Source organism: Nonomuraea sp. NPDC049419 (assembly GCF_040676995.1).
In the GTDB taxonomy this organism is placed as follows: Bacteria; Actinomycetota; Actinomycetes; order Streptosporangiales; family Streptosporangiaceae; genus Nonomuraea; species Nonomuraea salmonea.
Map to the genome: position 1 here is coordinate 379820 of NZ_JBFAQB010000005.1, position 23538 is coordinate 403357.

Annotated in this window: 13 protein-coding genes; 10 read left to right on the forward strand and 3 right to left on the reverse strand. The window is 71.9% G+C overall.

All coding sequences use genetic code 11. From position 1 onward, the window contains the following. Positions 1 to 25: 25 nt before the first annotated feature. The 5 genes from AB0K12_RS19005 (at position 26) to AB0K12_RS19025 (ending at position 7997) form a co-directional block, all read left to right on the forward strand. On the forward strand, positions 26 to 1129 hold the full coding sequence (locus AB0K12_RS19005) for an XRE family transcriptional regulator (RefSeq protein WP_364562333.1): 1104 nt from the start codon (positions 26 to 28) through the stop codon (positions 1127 to 1129). Between the two features lie 169 nt (positions 1130 to 1298). After that, positions 1299 to 2276: a zinc-binding dehydrogenase gene (locus tag AB0K12_RS19010; RefSeq protein ID WP_364562336.1), complete on the forward strand. Its 978-nt coding sequence runs from the start codon at positions 1299 to 1301 to the stop codon at positions 2274 to 2276. A gap of 67 nt (positions 2277 to 2343) precedes the next feature. Beyond that, a complete protein-coding gene (locus AB0K12_RS19015; RefSeq protein ID WP_364562339.1) occupies positions 2344 to 4113 on the forward strand; it encodes an ABC transporter ATP-binding protein in 1770 nt (589 codons plus the stop codon). After that, positions 4110 to 5909: an ABC transporter ATP-binding protein gene (locus tag AB0K12_RS19020; protein ID WP_364562342.1), complete on the forward strand. Its 1800-nt coding sequence runs from the start codon at positions 4110 to 4112 to the stop codon at positions 5907 to 5909. Before AB0K12_RS19015 ends, AB0K12_RS19020 begins: the two co-directional genes overlap by 4 nt. Before the next feature lie 171 nt (positions 5910 to 6080). Continuing rightward, positions 6081 to 7997: an N-acetylmuramoyl-L-alanine amidase gene (locus tag AB0K12_RS19025; protein WP_364562345.1), complete on the forward strand. Its 1917-nt coding sequence runs from the start codon at positions 6081 to 6083 to the stop codon at positions 7995 to 7997. Here the strand turns inward: AB0K12_RS19025 and AB0K12_RS19030 are convergent. Further along, a complete protein-coding gene (locus AB0K12_RS19030; protein ID WP_355414562.1) occupies positions 7960 to 8856 on the reverse strand; it encodes a MurR/RpiR family transcriptional regulator in 897 nt (298 codons plus the stop codon). The two genes, AB0K12_RS19025 and AB0K12_RS19030, sit on opposite strands and share 38 nt — an antisense overlap. 48 nt (positions 8857 to 8904) lie before the next feature. Continuing rightward, entirely contained in the window at positions 8905 to 11487 is a 2583-nt protein-coding gene (gene glgP, locus AB0K12_RS19035) for an alpha-glucan family phosphorylase (protein ID WP_364562349.1), read from the reverse strand. A gap of 244 nt (positions 11488 to 11731) precedes the next feature. Between glgP and AB0K12_RS19040 the strand changes: the two genes are divergently transcribed. From AB0K12_RS19040 to AB0K12_RS19050, 3 genes are all read left to right on the forward strand, one after another. Then, positions 11732 to 13810, forward strand: coding sequence for an alpha-1,4-glucan--maltose-1-phosphate maltosyltransferase (locus AB0K12_RS19040; RefSeq protein WP_364562352.1), 2079 nt, complete (start codon positions 11732 to 11734; stop codon positions 13808 to 13810). A 72-nt stretch (positions 13811 to 13882) separates the two neighbouring features. Next, positions 13883 to 15583, forward strand: coding sequence for a maltose alpha-D-glucosyltransferase (gene treS, locus AB0K12_RS19045; protein WP_364562355.1), 1701 nt, complete (start codon positions 13883 to 13885; stop codon positions 15581 to 15583). Positions 15584 to 15586: 3 nt separating this feature from the next. After that, entirely contained in the window at positions 15587 to 16918 is a 1332-nt protein-coding gene (locus AB0K12_RS19050) for an aminoglycoside phosphotransferase (RefSeq protein ID WP_364562358.1), read from the forward strand. Positions 16919 to 16992: 74 nt separating this feature from the next. Here AB0K12_RS19050 and AB0K12_RS19055 read toward each other — a convergent pair whose 3' ends face one another. Then, complete coding sequence (locus AB0K12_RS19055) at positions 16993 to 17853, reverse strand: NAD(P)-binding domain-containing protein (protein WP_364562361.1); 861 nt, start codon at positions 17851 to 17853, stop codon at positions 16993 to 16995. 96 nt (positions 17854 to 17949) lie between these two features. Here AB0K12_RS19055 and AB0K12_RS19060 point away from each other — a divergent pair, with 96 nt between their 5' ends. Next, the gene (locus AB0K12_RS19060) at positions 17950 to 21156 is read left to right on the forward strand and encodes a BTAD domain-containing putative transcriptional regulator (RefSeq protein WP_364562364.1); all 3207 of its coding nucleotides are present in this window, start codon (positions 17950 to 17952) and stop codon (positions 21154 to 21156) included. A gap of 147 nt (positions 21157 to 21303) precedes the next feature. Next, positions 21304 to 23466 (forward strand): 1,4-alpha-glucan branching protein GlgB, encoded by a 2163-nt coding sequence (gene glgB / locus AB0K12_RS19065; protein ID WP_364562367.1) that lies wholly within the window; start codon positions 21304 to 21306, stop codon positions 23464 to 23466. Positions 23467 to 23538 lie beyond the last annotated feature (72 nt).

Here is a 23538-nt window from a genome sequence, read left to right on the forward strand (position 1 = left end):
CTCCCCCGGGCCGACGCCACAGGCGGTGGCGGACGCGTTCGACGCGACGCGGCTCACGCAGGCTCGTCATCTGGCCGCGCTCACCAAGAAGGAGGTCGCCGAGCGGCTCGGCGTCTCGCCCGCCGCCGTCGGGCAATACGAGGCGGGCGTCACCCGGCCGCGGCCCGACCTGATCCCGCTGCTGGCCGAGGTGCTGTCGGTGCCGGCGGCGTTCTTCCTGTCCGGGCGGCCCCACGGCAAGCTCGACGGGTCCATGGCCCACTTCCGCAGCCTGCGCTCCACCCGGGCCTACCAGCGGGCCAAGGCCGTGGCCTTCGTCGAGCAGGTGTGGGAGCTGACGTACGCGCTGGAGAGACGCGTCCAGCTGCCCGCCGTCGACCTGCCGGGGTTCGCGGGCGGCGAGATGCACTCCGCGCTGCCGCGCGACCCGGCCGGCGCCGCCCGCGCGCTGCGGGCCCACTGGGGGCTCGGCACGGGCCCGATCAGCCACCTCGTACGCCGCATGGAGTCCCACGGCATCGTCGTCGCCTTCCCCCGCCACGACCCCGACGCCGTCACCGTCGACGCCTTCTCCACCTCCAGCCTGCCCAGGCCCATCGTGGTGCTGACGCCCAACCGCTTCGACGACATCTACCGCCACCGCTTCACCGCCGCCCACGAGCTGGGCCACCTCGTGCTCCACGGCGACACCGCGGCCGGCGACTCCCAGCAGGAACGCGAGGCCGACGCCTTCGCCGCCGAGTTCCTGACGCCGCGCGAGAGCATCCTGCCCCGCCTGCCCTCCCGCGCCGACCTGCGCAAGCTGGCCGAGCTGCGGCAGACGTGGGGGGTGTCGGTCGACTCGCTGCTCTACCGGTGCCGCGAGACCGGGCTGCTGTCCGACTCGGCGGCCGGCCGCGCCTACCAGCGGCTCAACGCCCTGCGCGGCCAGCCGGGCTTCACCAACGAGCCCGTGTCCGGCTACCCGGGCGAGCAGCCGGTGCTGCTGGCCGAGGCATTCGAGCTGGCCTGCCGTGAGGGCTCGCTGAGCGCGGCGGCGCTGGCCCAGGAGCTGGCCTGGCCGATCGCCCGCGTCCGCGAGCTCATCGGCCTCCCCGACCGCCGCCCGTCGCTCCGGCTCGTCCCCTGACCGCGCCGGTCAGCGCGTGCCGCCAGGCGGCCACCAGCATGTCGCCCGCCAGCGGCCCTTCCCTCACCATCACGCGAGTGTGGGGTCTGGGAAGCGGCGCTTGACCTCAAGTGGGCTTGGGGTTGCAGGCTCGGGGGACGAAGCTGTTCGTCGTTTCTTGGAGCACGTCATGCACGCCGTCGTTCTGCACGCCTTCGGTCCCGCCGAGAACCTTCGCTACGAGGAAGTCCCCGACCCCGAGCCCGGCCCCGGGCAGGTGCGCGTCGCCGTCAAGGCGGCCGGGGTGCACTTCATCGAGGCCGTCATGCGGTCGAGGCCGACAGGAGGTTTCACGCCGCCGCTGCCCGAGCTGCCGGCGATCATGGGCGGAGAGGTCGCGGGCCGGGTGGACGCCGTGGGGCCTGACGTCGATCCGTCCTGGATCGGCCGTGACGTGGTGACGTCGGGCGGGCGGCCCGGCGGGTACGCCGAGCTGGCCGTGGCCGACGTGACGGCCCTGCACCCGATGCCCGAGGGGCTCGACCACGTGACGGCCGTCGCCATGATCGTCACCGGCGGCACCACCCTGCACTACCTGGACGTGGCCGCGCTGACGCCCGGCGACGTGGTGCTGGTGACGTCTGCGGCCGGCGGGATCGGGCGGCTGGTCATCCAGTACGCCCGCCGCCTCGGCGCCACCGTGATCGGCGCGGCGGGCGGCCCCGCCAAGGTGGCGGCCGTCCGCGAGCTGGGGGCCGACCTCGCCGTGGACTACGACCTGCCCTCCTGGGACGAGCAGGTCGCCGGGCACCTCGGGGGCCGCAAGGTCACGGCGGTGCTCGACGGGGTGGGCGGCGACAAGGCGCGGGCCGCGTTCGGGCTGCTGGCCGACGGCGGCCGGTTCCTCACCATCGGCAGCGCCTCCCAGCAGGACTTCTGGCCCGACGACGACACCCTCGCCGCCCGCGGCCAGACCGCGACCAACGCGCTGCTGGTCCTGCTGGAGCACCCGGAGACGCGACCCGCGTACGAGGCCAAGGCCCTCGCCGCGGCGGCCGACGGAGCGCTCGTCCCCGCCGTCCAGACATTCCCCCTGGAGCAGGCCGCCGAAGCCCACGCGGCCATGGAGTCCCGCCGCACCACGGGCAAGGTCGTCCTCGTCCCCTGACCCGCGCGGCGCGTGGAAAGCGGGGGTGGTCCTGGATGGGGTGGGGGCGGGTTCTAGGGTGCTTGGCATGGCTGATCCCCTTGCCGATCCGGGAACGCCCGACTGTCGCGGTGCGGCTCGCTACCTGTGGTGGCTGGTCGTCCGGCAGCCTGGGCGGGTGTTGCTGGGGGCGTGCTTAGGGACGGCGTGGATGGTGTGCCTGACGCTGCCGCCGTACCTGCTCTCCCGCGCCATCGACGACGGGCTCGCCACGGGGGACCTGGCCGTGCTGACCGGCTGGGTGGCGGCGGTGCTCGGCACCGGCGTGCTGAACGCGTGGCTGGCCATCATGCGGCACAGGACGATGACGCGCGTACGCATGGACGCCGCCTTCCGCACCGCCCACGTGGTGGCTCTGCAGGCGACCCGGCTGGGTGCGGCGCTGCCGCGCAAGGTGACGGCCGGTGAGGTGGTCACGATCGGGTTCGGGGACGCGGCCATGATGTCCGCCACGCTCACCGTCACCGGGCCTGGCGTCGGCGCGGTGCTGGCCTACATCGTCGTGGCCGTGCTGCTGCTGGCGGTCTCCCCGGTGCTGGCCGCCGTGGTGCTGCTGGGCGTGCCGCTGCTCGTCGTGCTGCTGGGGCCGCTGCTCGGACGGCTGCGCGGGGTGGAGACCGCGTACCGGGCCGGGCAGGGCGAGCTGGCCGCCAGGTTCGCCGACATCGCGGGCGGGCTTCGGGTGCTGAACGGCATCGGCGGCAAGGACGTCTACGCCGCCCGCTACCGGCGCGGCTCGCAGGAGCTGCGCGAGCGCGGCTACCGGGTGGGGGCGGTGACGAGCTGGATCCACGCGCTGGGGGTCGGGCTGCCCACGCTCTTCCTGGGGGCGGTGACGTGGCTGGCGGCCAGGATGGCGGTGCAGGGCGACATCACGGCGGGGGAGCTGGTCGCGGTGTACGGGTACGCCGCCGTGCTGGTGGTGCCGGTGTCGTTCTTCGTGGAGGGCGGTTACGACATCAGCAGGGGTCTGGTGGCGGCCCGCAGGACCGTACGGTTCCTGTCGCTCGAACCCGAGGACCTCGGGACGCCGGGCGCCGCGCCGCCCGCGCCGCCCGATGGCGTGTTGCGTGACGGCGTGTCCGGGGTGGAGCTGGCGCCGGGGCGGCTGACGGCGCTGGCCGGCGCGCGGGCCGCGGAGGGTGCGGCGGTGCTCGACCGGCTGGGCGGGTTCGCCGAACCGGCCGCTACCTGGGACGGGGTGAGCCTGCGCGACCTCGACCCCGCCTGGGTGCGGGAGCGCGTCCTGGTGGCCGACAACGAGGCCGACCTGTTCGCGGGCACGCTGCGTGAGGTCGTGGCCGGTCGCGCCGACCCTTCGGACGCGGAGCTGGAGCTCGCCCTGCACGCCGCCGGGGCCGAGGACGTCGCCAGGCACGGCCTGGACGCGCCCGTCACCGCCCAGGGCCGCAACCTGTCCGGCGGGCAGCGCCAGCGGGTCCGGCTGGCCCGCGCCCTGCTCGCCGCCCCCGACGTGCTCCTGGCCGCCGAGCCCACCTCGGCCCTGGACGCCCACACCGAGGCCGTGGTCGCCGCCCGCCTGCGTGCCGTACGCGCGGGCCGCACGACCGCCGTCACCACCACCTCGCCGCTCGTCCTTGAGCAGACCGACACCGTCTACTACCTGGTCGACGGCACGGTCGCGGCCTCCGGCGACCACCACACCCTGCTCCGCGACTCCCCCGGCTACCGCGCCCTCGTCGCGCGCGGCGAGCCCGACGGGAGCGGCGAAGGGGACGAATCCCCCGGCGACCTCGACAGCGACCCCATCGGGGCCGGGACAGGAGGCCGATCGTGATCGCGGAGGCGCGAGGCCGCGAGGCGGCGGAGGCGGTGGATCGGTTGCCGGTGGCCCGGCCCGCCCAGGTGCGGCGGGCGTGGGTGCGGCTCGTGCGGATGGACGGGCGGGCGTTCGCCGGGATGCTGGCGCTCAACGGGCTGGCCGCGGCGGCGGGGCTGGCCGCGCCGTGGTTGCTCGGCCGGATCGTGGACGAGGTGCGCGCCGGGGCGGGCCTTGCGACGGTGGACCGGCTGGCGCTGGCCATCCTGGTGTGCGCGCTGGCCCAGATCGTGCTGTCACGGTACGCGGGCCTGGCCGGCCACCGGTTCGGGGAGCGCACGCTGGCCCGCATCCGCGAGGAGTTCGCCGACCGCGCGCTCGCCCTGCCCGCGACCACGGTCGAGCGGGCGGGCACGGGCGACCTGATCACCAGGGGCACCACCGACGTGGCGGCGGTCGGCGCGACGTTGCGCGACGCGGGCCCCACGATGGCGATCGCCGCCGTGCAGGCCGGGTTCGTGCTGGCCGCCGTGTTCGTGCTGAGCCCGCTGCTGGGCGCGTGCGGGGTGGCCGGGCTGGCCGGGATCTGGTTCGCGACGCGGTGGTACCTGCGCAGGGCGGTGACGGCGTACCTGGCGGAGGGCAGGGCGAACGCGGCCCTGGCCGAGGAGCTGGCGGCCACCACGAGCGGCGCCCGCACGGTGGCGGCGCTGCGGCTGGAGCACCGCCGCCTGTCGGTGTGCCGCCGCGCCATCGAGGAGTGCCGGCGCACCCGGGTCAGGACGTTGTTCCTGCGCAGTGTGCTGTTCCCGGTGGTGGACGTCTCGTACGCGATCCCGGTGGCCGCCGTCCTGCTGCTGGGCGGCGTGCTCATGGCGCAGGGCACGGTGACGCTGGGCACGGTGACGCTGGGCACGGTGGTCGCGGCGGCGCTCTACCTGCGGCAGCTGTCCGCGCCGCTGAACACCATCCTCGAGAACCTGGAGCTGCTGCAGAGCAGCAGCGCGTCGTTCGCCCGGGTGGAGGGCCTGGCTCAGGCGCCGCGCGGCGGGCCCGCGGGCGCGGCCCCCGAGCCGGTGGACGACCGGATCGAGGTGCGCGGCGTGTCCTACGCCTACGACGGAGGCCCCGACGTCCTGCACGGCGTGGATCTGCGGGTACGTCCGGGCGAGCGGCTCGCGATCGTCGGCCCCTCGGGGGCGGGCAAGACCACGCTGGGCCGGCTGCTGGCGGGCATGGACGCCCCGCGTACGGGCGAGGTCACGGTGGGCGGCGTCCCCGTGGCCGGGCTCGACCCTGACCGGCTGCGCGAGCGCGTCATGCTCGTCACCCAGGAGCACCACGTGTTCCTCGGCACCGTACGCGACAACCTGGCCATCGCCGCCCCCGACGCGACCGACGCCGAGCTGCGCGCGGCGCTGAACGCGGTCGGCGCCGACTGGGCCGTGGACCTCGACGCGCACCTCGGCCCCGGCGGTCACCGCCCGGACGGGGCGCAGGCGCAGCAGCTCGCGCTGGCCAGGGTGGTGCTGGCCGACCCGCACACGCTGATCCTGGACGAGGCCACGGCCCTGCTCGACCCGAGGACGGCCCGGCACACCGAGCGCGCGCTGGCCGCCGTGCTCGCGGGCCGCACGGTGATCGCGATCGCGCACCGGCTGCAGACGGCCCGCGACGCCGACCGGGTGGCGGTCATGCGCGACGGCCGGCTCACCGAGCTGGGCACGCATGAGGAGCTGGTGGCGGCGGGCGGCGCCTACGCGGCCCTCTGGCACTCCTGGAACGGCGACCCCACCTCACGAACCACCCGCTGAGCCTCCCCGGCCCTCCCACGCCGCGCCCGGCACCCCCCATCGAGCCTCCCCCGACATAGCGGCGCCATGACCGTTAAGAGCTGAAAAATATCTTCGCAAAGATCTCGCCTGAGAAGGAAAATGTTGAGACGCTGAATCGCACTATGCGCCCCCAGCCCCGAGGAGTGGTTCATGCGCAGACTACTGGCGACCTCGCTCGTCGCCCTGCTGCCGTTAATCCCGGCGAGCCCCGCCCAGGCAGAGCCGCCGGCGGACCGGCAGCAGGCGTTCGCGTCCGCCGCGAAGGAGTTCGGCGTCCCCGAGAGCGTGTTGCTGGGTGTCTCCTACCTGGAGTCCCGCTGGGACGCCCACGCCGGGCAGCCGTCGAGCGACGCCGGCTTCGGCCCGATGCACCTCACCGACGCCGCCGCGTTCACCGCGGGCAACCACCATGACGCGGGCGAGGAGGACGCGCGCGGCGACGACGGCCGTCCGCTGCCCGCCCCCGAGGCCCGCCCGGCGCCGGCCGAGCTGCCGGCCTCGCTGCGGACCATGGAGCGGGCCGCGCAGCTGACCGGCGAGAGCCGCGAGCGGCTGCGTTCCGACGCCGCCGCCAACATCCGCGGCGGCGCGGCGCTGCTGGCCGAGTACCAGAAGGCGCTCGGCGCGCCGCTGAGCGACGACCCTGGCCAGTGGTACGGCGCGGTCGCGAAGTACTCGGGCGCCGAGGAGTCGGGCGCGGCCAAGTTCTTCGCCGACGAGGTCTTCTCGATCATCAAGGAGGGGGCCGAGCGGACGACCGACGACGGCCACCGGGTCCGGCTGCCCGCCGTGCCGCGCCTCGACGCGATCGAGAAGTGGCTGGAGAAGCTCGGCCTGCGCCCGCCGGTGCGTCCCGACGGCATCGAGTGCCCGGCGTCGATCTCCTGTGAGTGGATCCCGGCCGCGTACGCGCAGCTCCCGAACGACGACTACGGCCACTACGACCTGGCGAACCGCCCGGCCAGCCAGAAGGTCGACTACATCATCATTCACGACATGGAGGGATATTTCCTGCCCTCCATCCGCCTCAACCAGGACCCCGCCTACGGCGCGAGCTGGCACTACTCCGTCCGCTCCACCGACGGCCACATCGCCCAGCACATCAAGACCAAGGACGTCGGCTGGCAGGCCGGCAACTGGTACGTCAACGCCAAGTCCATCGGCATCGAGCACGAGGGCTTCCTGGCGGAGGGCGGCACCTGGTTCACCGAGGCGATGTACCGCTCGTCGGCCCGCCTGGTCCGCTACCTGGCGCTGCGCCACGGCGTGCCGCTCGACCGGGCCCACATCCTGGGCCACGACAACGTCCCCGGCACCCTGCCGACCACCGTGCGCGGCATGCACGAGGACCCGGGGCCGTTCTGGGACTGGGCGCACTACTTCAAGCTGATGGGCGCGCCGCTGCACGGGCTGGGCGGCCCCCGCTCGGGCGCGGTCATGATCAGGCCCGACTTCGAGACGAACAAGCCGCACTTCTACGGCTGTGACCGCCAGAACCCGGAGGCCGACTGCCCGCCGCTGCCCGCCCACACCGTGTGGCTGCGTACCGAGCCGCGCGAGGACGCGCCGCTGGTCAAGGACATCGGCAAGCACCCGACCGGCGAGTCCCTCTACAGCGTCTACGACCACAGCGCCCGCGCCAGCACCGGCCAGCGCTACGCCGTGGCCGAGCGCAGCGGCGACTGGACGGCCATCTGGTACCTCGGGCAGAAGGCGTGGTTCCACAACCCGGCCGCCAACCCGACCGCCGTGCCGTCGATGGGCCTGCTGGTCACCCCCAAGCCGGGCAAGGCGACCGTGCCGGTCTACGGCAGGGCCTACCCCGAGGAGGAGGCGTACCCGGAGGGCATCCCGTACCAGGCGGTGACCCCGCTGCAGTACACGTTCTCGGCGGGCGAGAAGTACACGCTCGCGGGCGTGGCGCCGGCCGAGTATTACCGGGCGGTCACCTTCAACCTGGAGGACCACACGGTCGTCCGCGGCAAGACGAAGTATCTGCAGATCCAGTTCGGCCACCGCGTGATGTTCGTCAAGGCTGACGACGTGCGGGTGACGTTCTCCGGGTGAACTCCGTGACGGCGCGCCTGGTGCTCTCGAGCGCCTCCTGAGAGGAGTCGAACGTGCGCTGGGCGACGCCGACGAACACGCAGTCGACGACGAGGAGCTGGCTGATGCGGCTGGCCAGGGCTCCGGGACGGAACTCCGTCTCGCGCCCGGCCGAGATCAGCACGTGTTCGGCCAGCTCCGCGATCGAGGAGCGGGGGTTGTTGGTGATGGCGACCGTGGTGGCCCCCGCCTCCTTGGCGCGGGTCAGCGGCTCGATCACGTCGGGGGTCTCGCCCGAGGTGCTGATGCCGATGGCGACGTCGCCTTCGCGCAGCAGCACCGCGCTGGTCAGCGCGAGGTGGGCGTCCTGGAAGGCGTGGGAGGACAGGCCGATGCGCATCAGCTTCTGGGCGACGTCCTCGGCGACCAGGCCGGAGGCGCTGACGCCGTAGGCGTCGATCCTGCGGGCGCCGACGATGGCGTCGACCACCAGGCCCAGCCGCTCGGAGGTGAGCTGGGCGACGGTGTCGTTGATCGCCTCCGACTCGGCCCGCGCCACCTTGTGGATGACCTCCGACAGCGGGTCGTCGGGGGCGAGGTCGCCGGGCACCAGCCGGTCGGGCTGCGCGGCCGCCGCGGCTAACGCCAGCCTGAGCTGCGGGTATCCGGCGAAGCCGAGCAGCCGCGCGGTGCGCACGATCGTGGCCTCGCTGGTGCCCGAGGCGGCCGAGAGCTCGGTGATGGTGCTCCTGGCCACCGTCGCGGGGTCTTCGAGTATGAGGCGGGCGACGGTCTGGGCGGCAGGCGTCAACGACGGCAGCACACCGCGAACCGTGGCCACCAGTGTGTCGGCCCGCAGGCCGTTCCCGTTGTCGTCCACCCCCTGATTATGCCGCGTTGACCGCATTGCCGGCCCCGGCCCGCAGTCCTACCGCAACGTCCCGTTCGTCATGCCGGCCGGCTCCTCGGGAACGGTGACGAGCCCCAGCTCGGCCGGGGTGACGAGCAGCGGGTGGTGCGGGACGACGCGCACGGTGTAGCCGAACGCGCCGGTGCGGTCGAGCGGCACCTTCCCGGTGTAGTGGGCGCGCCGGTCGTCGTCCACCGACTGCACCGACAGCGTCGCGTACACCGGGTGCACCAGCTCGTCGTGCGGCCCGACCTTCCCGTAGGCGGCCTGCACCTGGACGTCGTCAGGGTCGAGGTCGCCGAGCGCGATCGTGGCGTGCAGCTCGATCGCGGCCCCCACCTCAGGCGTGTCGCCGACGCCGGTCGCCTCGACGTGCTCGACCCGCACCCCCGGCCAGGCCCTGGCCACCCGCACCCGCCAGGCGGCGAACGCCTTCGCGGGGGCGTAGGAGTCGGCCGACAGCGCGCGGGCGGAGGCGGCGGCCGGGTTGTAGAGGGTCAGCACGTAGTCGCGGAGCATGCGCCCGGCGAGCACCTTCGGCCCGAGCGAGGCCAGGGTGTGCTTGACCATCTCGATCCAGCGCCGCGGCAGGCCGTCGAACGCCCGGTCGTAGAAGCGGTCGGACACCTCATGCTCGATCAGGTCATAAAGGGCGGCGGCCTCCAGCTCGTCGCGCCGGTCGGAGTTGCTCACGCCGTCGGCGGTGGGGATGGCCCAGCCGTTGGTGCCGTCGTACCACTCGTCCCACCAGCCGTCGCGGATGGACAGGTTGAGCCCGCCGTTGAGCGCGGACTTCATGCCCGACGTGCCGGACGCCTCCAGCGGGCGCAGCGGGTTGTTCAGCCAGACGTCGCAGCCCTGCACCATGAGCTGCCCGAGCGCCATGTCGTAGTCGGGCAGGAACACGATCCGGTGGCGGACCTGCTGCTGGTCGGCGAACTTGACGATCTGCTGGATGAGCTTCTTCCCGCCCTCGTCGGCCGGGTGCGCCTTGCCGGCGATCACGATCTGCACCGGCTTGTCGGGGTCGAGCAGCAGCTCGGTGAGCCGCTCGGGGTCGCGCAGCATGAGCGTGAGCCGCTTGTACGACGGCACCCGCCGCGCGAACCCGATGGTCAGCACGTCGGGGTCGAGCGCGTCGTCGATCCAGCCCAGCTCGGCGTCGGAGGCCCCGCGCTCGCGCCACGACCGGCGCAGCCGCACGCGGGCCCCTTCGACCAGCCGCTTGCGCAGCGTGCCGCGGATGTGCCAGATGTCGGCGTCGGAGATCTTCTGGATGCCCTCCCAGCCGCGGGCCCGCTCCAGCAGCGTGGGCAGCTCGCGTCCGGCCAGCTCCATGAACTCGCGGCCGACCCAGGTGGGCGCGTGGACGCCGTTGGTGATCGACCCGATCGGCACCTCGTCCAGGTCAAAACCGGGCCAGAGATCTTTGAACATCTCCCGGCTGACTTCTCCGTGCAATTGGGACACCCCGTTGACCCTCTGGGCCAGCCGCATGCCCATCACGGCCATGTTGAACCGGCTCGGGTCGGCCTCGGCGCCCAGCGCGAGAATGCGCTCGACCGGCACGGTCGGCCAGGAGTTGGGCCCGCCGAAGTGCCGCTCGATCATGTCGCGCGGGAAGCGGTCGATGCCGGCGGGCACGGGCGTGTGGGTGGTGAACACGGTGCCTGCGCGTACGGCCTCCAGCGCCTCGTCGAACGACATGCGGGCCTCGGTCAGCTCGCGGATGCGCTCGAGGCCGAGGAAGCCGGCGTGGCCCTCGTTGGTGTGGAAGACCTCGGGGTCGGCGTGCCCGGTGATGCGGCAGTAGGCCCTGATCGCGCGTACGCCGCCCACGCCGAGCAGCAGCTCCTGCATGAGTCTGTGGTCGGTGCCGCCGCCGTAGAGGCGGTCGGTGACGTCTCTGGCCGCGTTGTCGTTCTCGGCCACGTCGGAGTCGAGCAGCAGCAGCGGCACCCGGCCCACCTGCGCCACCCACACCTGGGCGTGCAGGACCCGCTCGTCGGGCAGCGACAGGCGGATCTTGACGGGCGTGCCGTCGGGCTCCTTGAGCAGGCTGAGCGGCAGCCCGCCGGCGTCGAGCGACGGGTAGTGCTCCAGCTGCCAGCCCTCGGGCGACAGGGACTGCGTGAAGTAGCCGTGGCGGTAGAGCAGGCCCACCGCGAGGATGGGCACGCCCAGGTCGCTGGCCGCCTTCAGGTGATCACCCGCGAGGATGCCGAGGCCGCCGGAGTATTGCGGCAACGCGCCGGCGATGCCGTACTCGGGCGAGAAGTAGGCGATGGCCCTGGCGCTGTCGGGCAGCGTCTGGTACCAGCGCGGAGAGGTCATGTATTCGCGCAGGTCGTCGGCCGCGTCGGCGAGGCGGCGCAGGAACCGGCGGTCGGCGGCCAGCTCGGTGAGCCGGGCCGGGGCGACGGCGCCGAGCAGGGCCACGGGGTCGTGGCCGACCTGTTCCCACAGCTCGGCGTCGACCTCCGCGAAGAGGTCCATCGTCTCCGGGTGCCAGGACCAGCGGAGATTGTGGACGAGCTCGCCGAGGGCGGCCAGCTCCGCGGGCAGGACGGTGCGGACGGTAAACCGGCGGATAGCTCTCACGTTTCTGCACCCTACGGGCTAGGAGGGACCTCTGAGTCCTTCACCCTCATCAAGGCCGTTCAAACCCCTTCCGGGAACAAGCATGAAGAGGGACTATTGGGGCAACTTTCCAGGTTGTTGGGCCTTCCTGCACACAGTCCGGGGAGGTCTATCCGCTGCTGTCCACAATTTACATGCAAGGATCGTTCCTGCCAGGGAAAGCCTCCGGCGGTACCGGGAGTACCGCCGCAAACCCTTGAATGCGATGATCGGACGAATTCCCATCACGGACATCTCCCCCGTCGTCGACTGCGGGCAGTGGCCCGCCAAGGCGGTCGCCGGCGAGACCTTCGAGGTCTCGGCGACCGTGTTCAGAGAGGGCCACGACGCCGTCGCGGCGGGCGTGGTGCTCACCGCGCCCGACGGACAGCGCGGGCGCCTGAGACCGATGCGCGAGCTGGCGCCCGGCACCGACCGCTGGGCCGTCGAGGTGTGCCTGCCCGCCGAAGGCGACTGGCTGTTCCGCGTGGAGGCGTGGAGCGACCCGATCTCGACCTGGCTGCACGACGCGGAGATCAAGATCCCGCGCGGCATGGACGTCGACCTGATGTGCGAGGAGGGCGCCCGGCTGTTCGAGCGGGCGGCCAAGGCCGTACGCGCGGCCGACTGCCCCAACGCCGAGGGCACCAGGGCCACCAGGCAGCGCCAGAACGGGAACGGCAACGGCGACAGCGCGTGCGGCCATCGCGCCGCCCTGCTGTCCATCTCCGCCACGCTGCGTGACGAGAGCCTCGACCCGCGGGCCAGGCTGTCCATCGCCCAGCTCCCCGAGACGGCCGCGCTGCTGGAGGCGCACCCGTTCCGCGAGCTGGTGACCAGGTCGAAGTCGCACAAGGTGAGGGTGGACCGCCGCCGCGCGCTCTACGGCTCCTGGTACGAGTTCTTCCCCAGGTCAGAGGGGGCGGTGGTCGACGAGAACGGCGTGTCGAAGTCCGGCACGTTCCAGACGGCCGCCAAGCGGCTGCCCGCGATCGCCAAGATGGGCTTCGACGTCGTCTACCTGCCGCCCATCCACCCGATCGGCACCACGTTCCGTAAAGGGCGCAACAACACGCTGAGCCCCGAGCCCGACGAGCCTGGCTCGCCGTGGGCGATCGGCTCCGAGGACGGCGGCCACGACGCGATCCACCCCGACCTGGGCACGATCGAGGACTTCGAGGAGTTCGTGGAGCGGACGAGGGCCCTGGGCATGGAGGTGGCGCTGGACTTCGCGCTGCAGTGCTCGCCCGACCATCCGTGGGTCAAGGAGCACCCGGAGTGGTTCACGATCAGGGCCGACGGGTCGATCGCGTACGCCGAGAACCCGCCCAAGAAGTACCAGGACATCTACCCGATCAACTTCGACAAGGACCCCGAGGGGATCTACAACGAGGTCAAGCGGGTGCTGCGGCACTGGATGGACCATGGGGTGCGGATCTTCCGGGTGGACAACCCGCACACCAAGCCGGTGGCGTTCTGGGAGCGGCTGCTGGCCGACGTGCATCGCACCGACCCCGATGTGATCTTCCTCTCTGAGGCGTTCACGCGGCCGGCGATGATGCGTACGCTGGCGAAGACCGGTTTTCACCAGTCCTACACCTATTACACGTGGAAGAACAGCAAATGGGACGTTGAGAGCTACCTGACCGAGCTGGCCAAGGAGACCTCGGCCTACCTGCGTCCGAACCTGTTCGTCAACACTCCCGACATCCTGCACGAATACCTGCAACACGGCGGTGTCCCGGCCTTCAAGATCAGGGCAGTCCTGGCCGCCCTGGCGTCGCCGACCTGGGGCGTCTACTCCGGGTACGAACTCTTCGAAAACGTGCCGGTTCGGCCCGGGAGCGAGGAATACCTGGATAGCGAAAAATATCAGTACAAACCTCGCGATTGGGCTGCGGCTGAACGTGAAGGACGCACCCTCGCCCCCTTCATCACTCACCTGAATTTGTTCCGAAGAGCGCATCCCGCACTGCAAGAATTGCGTAATCTACGGTTCCACAGGGTCGACCAACCGGACATCGTTTGCTTGTCCAAACGGCTCCCGGGCGCCTATGACACGGCCACACGAAGGCACGGGCTGGGCGACGTCGTTCTGGCGGTCATCAACCTCGATCCACATCACACCCACGAGGCGACTGTAGAACTCGACCTGCCTGCACTCGGGCTCGACTGGAACGCGGAGTTCGTCGTCGACGACGAGTTGTCAGGCGAGTCGTACCGCTGGCGGCAGAGCAACTATGTACGCCTCGACCCCCACATCCAGCCTGCCCACATCCTGACCGTACGAGCCGCGCCACGGTAAGACCTGAATTCAGCGGGGAGTCTTCGACGTGTGTGAAAGCGCCTCCCTCATGAGCCTCCTGCGAGGCGGCTCATGAGCTCCACACCCATTCCCAACACCTTTGACGAGGAGAAACCGCGCGATCCCCATTGGTACAAGCGCGCGGTCTTCTACGAAGTCCTGATCCGGGGTTTCTCCGACTCCAACGGCGACGGGACCGGCGACATCAAGGGCCTCATCAGCAAGCTCGACTACCTGCAATGGCTGGGCGTCGACTGCCTCTGGCTGCTGCCGCTCTACGACTCGCCGCTGCGCGACGGCGGTTACGACATCTCGGACTTCATGAAGATCCTGCCCGAGTTCGGCGATCTCGGGGACTTCGTACGACTGGTCGACGAGGCGCACAAACGCGGCATGCGGGTCATCGCCGACCTGGTCATGAACCACACCAGCGACGCCCATCCCTGGTTCCAGGCGTCCCGGCACGACCCCGAGGGGCCGTACGGGGACTTCTACGTCTGGTCCGACACGGATGAGAAGTACCAGGACGCCCGGATCATCTTCATCGACACCGAGACGTCGAACTGGACGTACGACCCCGTACGCGGCCAGTACTACTGGCACCGGTTCTTCCACCACCAGCCCGACCTCAACTACGACAACCCGGACGTGCAGGAGGCGATGCTGGAGGTCCTGCGGTTCTGGCTGGACCTGGGTATCGACGGGTTCCGGCTGGACGCGGTGCCGTACCTCTTCGAGGAGGAGGGCACCAACTGCGAGAACCTGCCGAAGACCCACCAGTACCTCAAGCAGGTGCGGGCCGAGGTGGACCGCCTCTACCCCGACCGGGTGCTGCTCGCCGAGGCCAACCAGTGGCCGTCGGACGTGGTGGAGTACTTCGGCGACCCGGTCGGCGGTGGGGACGAATGCCACATGGCCTTCCATTTCCCGCTGATGCCCCGGATCTTCATGGCCGTCCGCAGGGAATCCCGCTTCCCCATTTCCGAAATTTTGGCCCAAACACCGAAAATTCCGGAAAATTGCCAATGGGGGATCTTCCTCCGTAACCACGACGAGCTCACCCTCGAAATGGTCACGGACGAAGAACGCGACTACATGTACACCGAGTACGCCAAAGACCCCCGCATGCGGGCGAACGTCGGCATCCGCCGCCGCCTGGCCCCTCTGCTGGAGAACGACCGCAACCAGATCGAGCTGTTCACCGCGCTGCTGCTGTCGCTGCCCGGCTCCCCCGTGCTCTACTACGGCGACGAGATCGGCATGGGCGACAACATCTGGCTCGGTGACCGCGACGGCGTGCGCACCCCCATGCAGTGGGACCCCGACCGCAACGCCGGCTTCTCCGACTGCGACCCCGGCCGGCTCTACCTGCCGGTCATCATGGACCCGATCTACGGTTATCAGGCCATCAACGTGGAGGCCCAGCAGAAGAACGCGGGCTCGCTGCTGCACTGGACCCGCCGCATGATCGAGATCCGCAAGCGCCACCCGGTCTTCGGGCTGGGCGGTTACGCCGAGCTCAACTCCTCCAACCCCAGCGTGCTGGCGTTCGTCCGGGAGCTGGGCGACGACCGGATGCTGTGCGTGAACAACCTGTCACGCTTCCCGCAGCCGGTGGAGCTCGACCTGCGCAGGTTCGTCGGCGTGTCGCCCGTGGAGACCATGGGCGGCGTTCCATTCCCGGCAATTGGCGAGCTTCCGTATCTTTTGACGCTTCCCGGGCATGGGTTCTATTGGTTCACACTCCCGCCGGCCATCACCCAGGAGGAGTAGGGCGTGCTTGATGAGCTCCTTGCCGCATGGATCAGCCGTCAGCGTTGGTTCGGCGGCAAGGGGCGCCCGATCGACGACCTGTCGATCGACGCGGACGTCGAGCTCGCCGCCGGGCTGCGGCACCTCATCGTGGCCGTCTGGCAGGACGGCTCGCGCGACCGCTACCAGCTGCTGCTGGGCGAGCGTGACGACCTGCCGGATCGGCTCTCCCACGCCCTCATCGGCACCCATGACACCACCTACCTCTACGACGCGGTCCACGACAGCGACCTGATGCACGTGCTGCTCGAAGGCATGGCCGCCGACGGGACCCGCAACGGCCTGCGCCTGCGGCACGTGCCGGGGCACACCGTGGACACCTCGCCGCGCAGTCTCGTGCTGGGGGCCGAGCAGTCCAACACCTCGCTGGTGTTCGGGGACGCGTACATCTGCAAGCTCTTCCGCCGGCTCATCCCCGGCGTCAACCCCGAGCTGGAGATCATCACCGCGCTCGCGGCCAGGAACGCGCCGCACATCGCGCAGCCGTACGGGTGGATCGAGGCCGACCTCGACGGCACGGACACCACGCTCGCGATCATGCAGGAGTTCCTCACCCCCGCCAACGACGGCTGGGACCTCGCCCTGGCCAGCGTGCGCGACCTGTACGCCTCACTGCCCGAGGTGCCGGCCGGCGAGGCAGGAGGCGACTTCGCGGCCGAGGCGCTGCGGCTGGGGGTCGCCACCGCGCGCGTCCACCACGAGCTGGCCGCCGCCTTCCCCACGAGCGTCGTCGAGATCCACGAGGTCAAGCGCATGGCCGAGGGGTTCAGGCGGCGGCTCGGGCGGGCCGTGGCCGAGGTGCCCGAGCTGCGGCCGCATGTGAGTGCCATTGAGGCCGCCTATCACCAGGTGGAACTGCTCACCACCGAGGTGCCCGTGCAACGGGTTCACGGAGATTTCCATCTCGGACAGGTCATGCGCACGCCGACGGACTGGGTGATCCTCGACTTCGAGGGCGAACCAGGACAGCCGCTCGCCGAGCGCCGCGCCCTCTACTCGCCGCTGCGTGACGTGGCCGGCATGCTGCGCTCGTTCGACTACGCGGCCCGGCACCTGCTGCTCGGCAACTCCGAAGCCGAGCGGCTGGAGCCCCGGGCGCAGGAGTGGGCCGACCGCAACCGCGCCGCCTTCCTCGACGGCTACACCGAGGGCGGCGGCGTCATCAACGCCGCCGACGCGGCGCTGCTGCGGGCGTTCGAGCTGTCCAAGGCGGTGTACGAGGTCGTGTACGAGGCCCGCAACCGCCCCACCTGGATGCCGATCCCCCTGGCCGCCTTCCGCCCGCGCGCGGCGTGACCGCCGTCAGTCCGAGACCGCCGCCAGTCCGAGACCGCCGCCAGTCCGAGACCGCCGCCGGTCCACGACCGCCGTCAGTCCGAGACCAGCTCCTCGACCAGCCCCGACAGGCCCTCGTGCGCCAGGCCGCGCGCCACGCGGCGCTCCAGGATCTCCTGCATCGGCAGCAGCAGGTCGGGCCGCACGCCCTGCTCGCGGAACGCGCGCACCAGGTTCGCCACGCCGGACCTGTTGATCTCCAGGTTGGAGACGTCGGTGCCGTGGTCGCCCGACTCCATCTTCTCCGCCCACGCCGGCTGCTGGGCGGCCATCGCGTTCAGCCACGGGACCAGCAGGCCGGCGGTGAAGTCCCGCAGCGGGTAGCCCGCCGAGCGCACCAGGGCGGCGGCCTCCAGGAAGCCGGCCATCTGGCCGTACATGCCGGTCAGCATCGCGAGGTCGAGCAGCGGCGCCATCCCAGGGTCCGCGCCCGTGTACTGGGGGCGGGCCATGGCGGACAGCGCCTGCTCGTAGCGGTCATAGGCGGTCTTGGAGCCGCTGTAGAGGATGAGGGCCCCCGGCGTGGCGATCATCTGAGGGACGGCCATGATGCCGCCGGCCAGGTGGTCGCCGCCGCGCTCGGTCACCAGGGCGGCCACCTCGCGGGCCTCGGCGGGGCGGCTGGTGGTGAGGTTCGCGATGATCCGGCCCTGCAGCTCGGCGCCCTCCAGCGTGGCCGTCACGGACCGGCTGTCGAGCAGGCAGGCGATGACCAGCTCGCTCGCCGCCACCGCCTCCGCCGGGGTGGCCGCCTGCTTCGCGCCCTCGGCGACGAGGGGGGCGGCCTTGGCGGGCGTACGGTTCCAGACCGTGACCTGGTGGCCGGCGGCGAGCAGGCTCTTGGCGAGCGCGGCGCCCATGAGGCCGAGGCCCAGAACGGAGATATTTTCCGACATTTCAGTGTTCCTTAGGGATGAGGATGTTGCGTCGGGATCCAGGCTGCTGGTGGGCGGTTATGGTCGGGTTCTGAGTTGGTTATGGGGGTTCTTCGGATGCGGTTCGGGGTGCTGGGGCCGCTCGCGGTGTGGTCGGCGGACGGGCGTGCGGTGCGGGTGCCCGAGGTCAAGGTCCGCGCGCTGCTGGCCAGGCTGCTGGTCGACCCCGGGCGTACCGTCTCCGCCGACCGGCTCGTCGAGGACCTCTGGGGCGGGCGGCCGCCCGCCGACGCCTCCGCCGCGCTGCGGGTCAAGGTGTCGCAGCTGCGCCGGGCCTTGGGTGAGCGGGAGCTGGTCGCGTACCGGCCGCCCGGGTACGCGCTGCGCGTCGAGCCCGCGTCCGTGGACGCCGCCCTGTTCGAGTCGCTGCTGCGGCGCGCCCGGCACACCGCCGCCCTCGACGAACGCGCCGCCCTGCTGCGCGAGGCGCTCAGATTGTGGCGGGGCCCGGCCTACGCCGAGTTCGCCGATGCGCCCTTCGCCGTCTCCGCCGTGGCCAGGCTCGACGAGCAGCGGCTGGTGGCGTACGAGGAACTGGCCGAGACCCGTCTCGGGCTGGGCGAGCACGCGCTGGTCGCCGCCGATCTCCCCGGCCTCATCACCGCCCATCCGCTGCGGGAGCGCCTGCGCGCCGCCCACGTGCGCGCCCTCAACGGCGCCGGCCGCCCCACCGAGGCGCTGGACGCCTACCAGGACCTCCGCCGTCGCCTCAAGGACGAGCTGGGCCTGGACCCCAGCCCCGACCTGGCGGCCCTCCACCAAGCCGTCCTCCGCCAGGACCCGACCCTCGCGAGCGCGCCCACCCGAGGTTCGACCGCCGTGCGACCGGGCGCGCTGCCACCCGAGGCTCCGCCCCGCACGAACCTCCCCGCTCCCCTGACTCCCCTGGTCGGGCGGGAAACGGCGGTGTCCGAGGTGCGCGCTCTCCTCCGCGATCACCGGCTTGTCACCCTCACCGGCCCCGGAGGCGTCGGCAAGACCCGCCTCGCCCTGGCCGCCGCCGCTCGGCACGAGACGCCCTTCGACGGCGCCTGGCTCGTCGAACTGGCCGCGCTCCGGCCTGAGGCGCGGGTGGTCGAGGTCGCGGAGGCCATCGCCGCCGTGCTCGGCCTACGCGACGACACCCCGGACACCCTCCAGAACCACACGCCCGGGCCCCGCGACGGCGTCCCGGGCTCGCTTCAGGACCGTCTGCCCGCCGCCCTGGCCGGCCGGGCCACGCTGCTGGTGCTGGACAACTGCGAGCATGTGATCGAGCAAGTCGCCGAAGTGACCGCCCGCCTGCTCCGGGCCGCGCCCGACCTGCGGGTGCTGGCCACCGGTCAGGAGCCGCTGCGCATCGAGGGCGAGGCGGTCTACGCCGTGCCCCCGCTGGACCTGGACGCGGCGGTCGCCCTCTTCACCGCCCGCGCCTCGGTCGCCCCCGATTCCCACGTGGCGGAGATCTGCGCGCGGCTGGACGGGATCCCGCTCGCGCTGGAGCTGGCCGCCACGCGGATGCGCACGCTGACGCCCAGGCAGCTCGTGGAGCGGCTGGACGACCGGTTCAGGGTGCTCGCCTCCGGGATGCGCGACGCGCCGGCCAGGCAGCGCACGCTGCGAGCGATGATCGACTGGAGCTGGGAGCTGCTGACGGACGCGGAGCGGGTGGTGCTGCGCCGCCTGGCCGTGCACGCCGACGGCTGCACGCTGGAGGCGGCCGAGGACGTCTGCGCCGAACCCGGCCTCGACGTGCTCGACCTCCTGGCCCGCCTGGTGGACCGCTCGCTCGTGGTCAGGACGGCGCCGCACGAGGCGCGGTACCGGCTGCTGGAGTCGGTGGCGGCGTACTGCGTGGAGCGGCTGGAGGCGGCCGGGGAGCTGGAGGAGGTGCGGCTGCGGCACGTACGTCATTACGCCGCCCTGGCCGAACGGCTGGAGCCGCACCTGCGCGGCCACGGCCAGCGGGAGGCGCTGGCCCGCCTCGACGCCGAGGGCGCGAACCTGCGGGCGGCGCTGGAGACGGCGGTCAGGACACGGGCGGCGGCCGAGGCGCTGCGCCTGGTCAACTCCCTGGCCTGGTACTGGGTGCTGCGCGGAAGACTCGGCGAGGCAAGGCGCGCCCTGGAGTCGGCCCTGTCTCTGACCCTGCCCCCGGCCCTGTCCCCGGCCCTGTCCCCGGCCCTGTCCCCGGCCCTGTCCCTGGGCACGGACGGCTCCGGCGCGGCGGAGGCCGAAGGGTGGCTGGCGGGGGTGACGCTGCTGGCAGGCAGGCTCGTGCCGGTGGATCGCCTGCGGTTCGAGGAGATCGCCGATCGGGGGCGGCGGGCGCGGGTGCGGTGGTTCGTCGGGCACGCCCTGTACGGGTACGACGATCTGTCGGCGAGCGTGGGGCTCATGCGGGCGGCGCTGGCGGAGTTCGGCGAGCTGGGCGACGAGTGGGGCACCGCAGCCGCGCTGACGGTGCTCGGGCGGCATGCCGGCCTGCTCGGCGAGCTCGGCACCGCACGCGATCACGCCGAGCGCGGGCTGGCGGTGTTCAGGGCGGCCGGGGACCGGTGGGGCGAGCTGCGGGCGGCGGAGAACCTGGGGACGCTGGCCGAGATCACCGGCGACTACGAGCGGGCGGCGGCGCTGCGCACCGAGGTGCTGGGGCTGGCGGAGGAGCTGGGCCTGTGGAGCACGGTGCCGGACGCGCTGTCCAGGCTGGGCCGGGTCGCGCTGCTGACCGGCGACCACGCTCGGGCGGACGACCACCACGAGCGGGCCAGGCGGCTGGCGGTGGCGCAGTCGAACCGGCCCGCCGAGGAGTTCGCCGAGCTGGGGCTGGCGATGAGCGCGCGCAGGCAGGGCCGGCTCGATGAGGCGGAGCGGCGGTTGCGTGCCTGGCTGGGCTGGGTCGCGGACGTGGCGGGCGACCCGGGGGCGGCGCTGATCCTGGCCGAGCTGGGGTTCGTGGCCGAGCAGCGCGGCGACCCGGCGGGCGCCCTCGACTTGCAGCTCCAGGGCCTGGCGATGGCCCGCAAGGTCGGCGACCCGCGGGCGACGGCGCTCGCCCTCGAAGGTCTGGCGGGCGCGCGGGCACTCGGCGGCCGCCATGAGGAGGCGGCGCGGCTGCTCGGCCGGGCCGCCGCGCTCAGGGAGTCGGTGGGCGCGCCGCTGCCGCCGGGCGAGCGCGGTGACGTGGACCGGATCTCGGCGGCCGTCCGTACGGCGCTGGGCCAGGAGGCGTTCGCGACCGCCCTGGCGGCGGGCGCCGCCCTCCCCCTGGAGGACACCTTTTAGCGGGCAACGCCGGAAAGCGTCCCTGTTGCACCTTTTGTCTAAACCCAAGAACAACCCCTGTTTTTCGCACTTGCAGTGATTGTCAGGGTGAAAGCGGGCAGTGCCTGGGAGGAACGGTCATCATAGGGCAGTGTTGGGAGCATGCCGATGAGGACAGAGCTCGACCGCCTCGCGGGCGGCGCGCACCACGACCCGCACTCCGTGCTCGGAGCGCACCCCGTCAGCGGCGGGGTGGTGTTCCGTGCACTGCGCCCGCTCGCCGAGCGGGTGCGCGTGGTGTTCGAGGACGGCTCTGCCCACGACCTGAAACACCAGGCCCACGGCGTGTTCGAGGTGACCGTGCCGGGGCTGGACAAGGTGCCGGCGTACACGTTGAGCGTGAAGTATCAGGGCTGCGAGCCGATCGAGATGCTCGACCCCTACCGGCACTGGCCGACGCTCGGCGAGGTGGACCTGCACCTCATCGGCGAAGGACGGCATGAGCGGCTGTGGGAGGCGCTCGGCGCCCGCGTGATGGAGCACGAGGACGTCGAGGGCACCGCGTTCGCCGTCTGGGCGCCCAACGCGCGCGGCATCCGGGTGGTCGGCGACTTCAACCACTGGGACGGCACCGCCTACCCCATGCGCTCGCTCGGCCGTTCAGGGGTGTGGGAGCTGTTCGTGCCGGGGCTCGGGGCCGGGCAGCGGTACAAGTACCAGATCCTGGGCGCCGACGGCGTGTGGCGGGACAAGGCCGACCCGATGGCGCGGCGCACCGAGGTGCCGCCGATGACCGCCTCGGTGATCGACAAGTCCGACTACAGCTGGCAGGACGACGCCTGGATGGTCGAGCGGCGCGAGCAGCAGCCGCAGACGGGGCCGATGAGCATCTACGAGGTGCACCTGGGGTCGTGGCGGCCCGGCCTGTCGTACGTGGAGCTGGCCGACCAGCTCTCCGAGTACGCCGCCGACCTGGGCTTCACCCACGTGGAGCTGCTGCCGGTGGCCGAGCACCCGTTCGGCGGCTCGTGGGGCTACCAGGTGACCTCCTACTACGCTCCGACCGCCAGGTTCGGCACGCCCGACGAGTTCCGCCACTTCGTGGACCGCATGCACCAGCGCGGCATCGGCGTGCTGCTCGACTGGGTGCCCGCGCACTTCCCGATGGACGACTGGGCGCTGGCCCGCTTCGACGGCACCCCGCTGTACGAGCACGCCGACCCGGCCAGGGGCGAGCACCCCGACTGGGGCACGTACGTCTTCGACTTCGGCCGCAGGGAGGTGCGCAACTTCCTGGTGGCCAACGCGCTGTTCTGGCTGAAGGAGTTCCACATCGACGGCCTGCGGGTGGACGCGGTGGCCTCGATGCTCTACCTCGACTACTCGCGCCGCGAGGGCGAGTGGACGCCGAACGTCTACGGCGGCAGGGAGAACCTCGACGCGGTCGAGTTCCTCAAGGAGATGAACGCGGTCTGCTACCGCGAGGCGCCCGGCATCTCGACCGTGGCGGAGGAGTCGACGGCCTGGCCGGGGGTCTCGCGGCCGGTGCACCTGGGCGGGCTGGGCTTCGGCTTCAAGTGGAACATGGGCTGGATGCACGACACGCTCGAATACCTGCGCCACGAGCCGATCTTCCGCCAGTACCACCACCACAAGATGACGTTCTCGCTGCTGTACGCCTACTCGGAGAACTACGTGCTGCCCCTCTCCCACGACGAGGTCGTGCACGGCAAGGGCTCGCTGCTGGGCAAGATGCCCGGCGACGAGTGGCAGCGGTTCGCGCAGCTGCGGGCGCTGCTGGCGTTCATGTGGGCGCATCCGGGCAAGCAGCTGCTGTTCATGGGCGGCGAGTTCGGTCAGGGCTCGGAGTGGTCGGAGAGCCGCGGGCTCGACTGGTGGGTGCTGGAGTTCGACGGGCACCAGGGCGTGCAGCGGCTGGTCCGCGACCTCAACAGGATCTACCGCGAGACCCCCGCGCTGTGGGAGCAGGACTCCAAGCCGGAGGGGTTCCGGTGGATCGACGCCGACGACGCCTCGGGTAACACGTTCTCGTTCGTCCGCTACGCGAACGACGGGTCGGCGGTGGCGTGCGTGGTCAACTTCAGTGGCGGGCCGCACGAGAACTACCGGCTGGGGCTCCCGTACGCGGGGCAGTGGACAGAGATGGTCAACACCGACGCCTACGACTACTGGGGCAGCGGCGTGGGCAACATGGGGCTGGTCGAGGCCGGGGACGAGCCGTGGCACGGGCTGCCGTACTCGACGACGCTGCGGGTGCCGCCGCTCGGCGCGGTCTGGCTCACGCACCCGGGCAGCCGGCTGAACGATTGAGGGGCGGCTGCTGAAAGTTCGGTGAGAAAGCGGGGCGGGGGCCTGTGCCTGCCCGGAAAATCACCCTAAACT